The following is a 1,001-nucleotide window of genomic DNA, read 5'->3' as shown; positions in this document are numbered from 1 at the left end:
TTTTTCATTTCTGTACCTTGAAAACTACACAGTGAGGAAAACAAAGCATCAAATCCAAATATCAAGTTCCAAATATCAATTTTTAACAATTTCGCATAGGTCAAGCGAATAAGGGCACACGGAGGATGCCTTGGCGTAAGGGGGCGAAGAAGGACGCAGCTAGCGGCGAAACGCTCCGGGGAGCTGCAAGCAAGTTACGATCCGGAGATTTCCGAATGGGGAAACCCACTTGAGGCGAACCTCAAGTATCCCATACTGAATCCATAGGTATGGGAGGCTAACCGGGTAAACTGAAACATCTAAGTAACCCGAGGAAAAGAAAGAAACATTCGATTCCCTCAGTAGCGGCGAGCGAACGGGGAAGAGCCCAAACCATATATGTGTAAGGCCGCTGCCGTTGCATATATGGGGTTATGGACTGCCAAGCCAACAGCGGTAGGCAGGCGAAGGAATAAAGTAGCAGAACTCTGCTGGAAAGCAGGGCCATAGAAAGTGAAAGCCTTGTATGCAAAACTTGATTTCCTAGCCGGCAGTTCCAAAGTACTGCGGGGCACGAGGAACCCCGTAGGAAGTCGGGAGGACCATCTCCCAAGGCTAAATACCACCTTACGACCGATAGTGAACTAGTACCGTGAGGGAAAGGTGAAAAGAACCCCGGGAGGGGAGTGAAATAGAACCTGAAACCGTGTGTCTACAACCGGAGGAAGCGAAAGCGACCTCGTACTTTTTGTAGAACGGACCGGCGAGTTACCGCGCAAAGCAAGGTTAAGGAGTTAAGCTCCGCAGCCGAAGCGAAAGCGAGTCTTAAAATGGCGCAAGTTTTGCGCGGTAGACCCGAAACCGTGTGATCTACCCATGGACAGGGTGAAGCGAGACTAACCTCTCGTGGAGGCCCGAACCACGTTGACGTTGAAAAGTCATGGGATGAGCTGTGGGTAGGGGTGAAAAGCCAATCGAACACGGAGATAGCTGGTTCTCCCCGAAATAGCTTTAGGGCTAGC

The 1,001-nt window shown here is 50.4% G+C and carries 1 rRNA gene; it reads left to right on the top strand.

The annotated features are described in order from the left end of the window. Nucleotides 1–98: 98 nt before the first annotated feature. A 23S ribosomal RNA gene (locus tag BUC45_RS05285) occupies nucleotides 99–1,001 on the top strand; the annotation flags it as partial.

This window comes from Tepidanaerobacter sp. EBM-38 (assembly GCA_001896545.1).
Taxonomy (GTDB): domain Bacteria; phylum Bacillota; class Thermosediminibacteria; order Thermosediminibacterales; family Tepidanaerobacteraceae; genus Tepidanaerobacter.
Note: the sequence above shows the minus strand (reverse complement) of the source record. Positions and strands in the feature narration are given on the sequence as shown.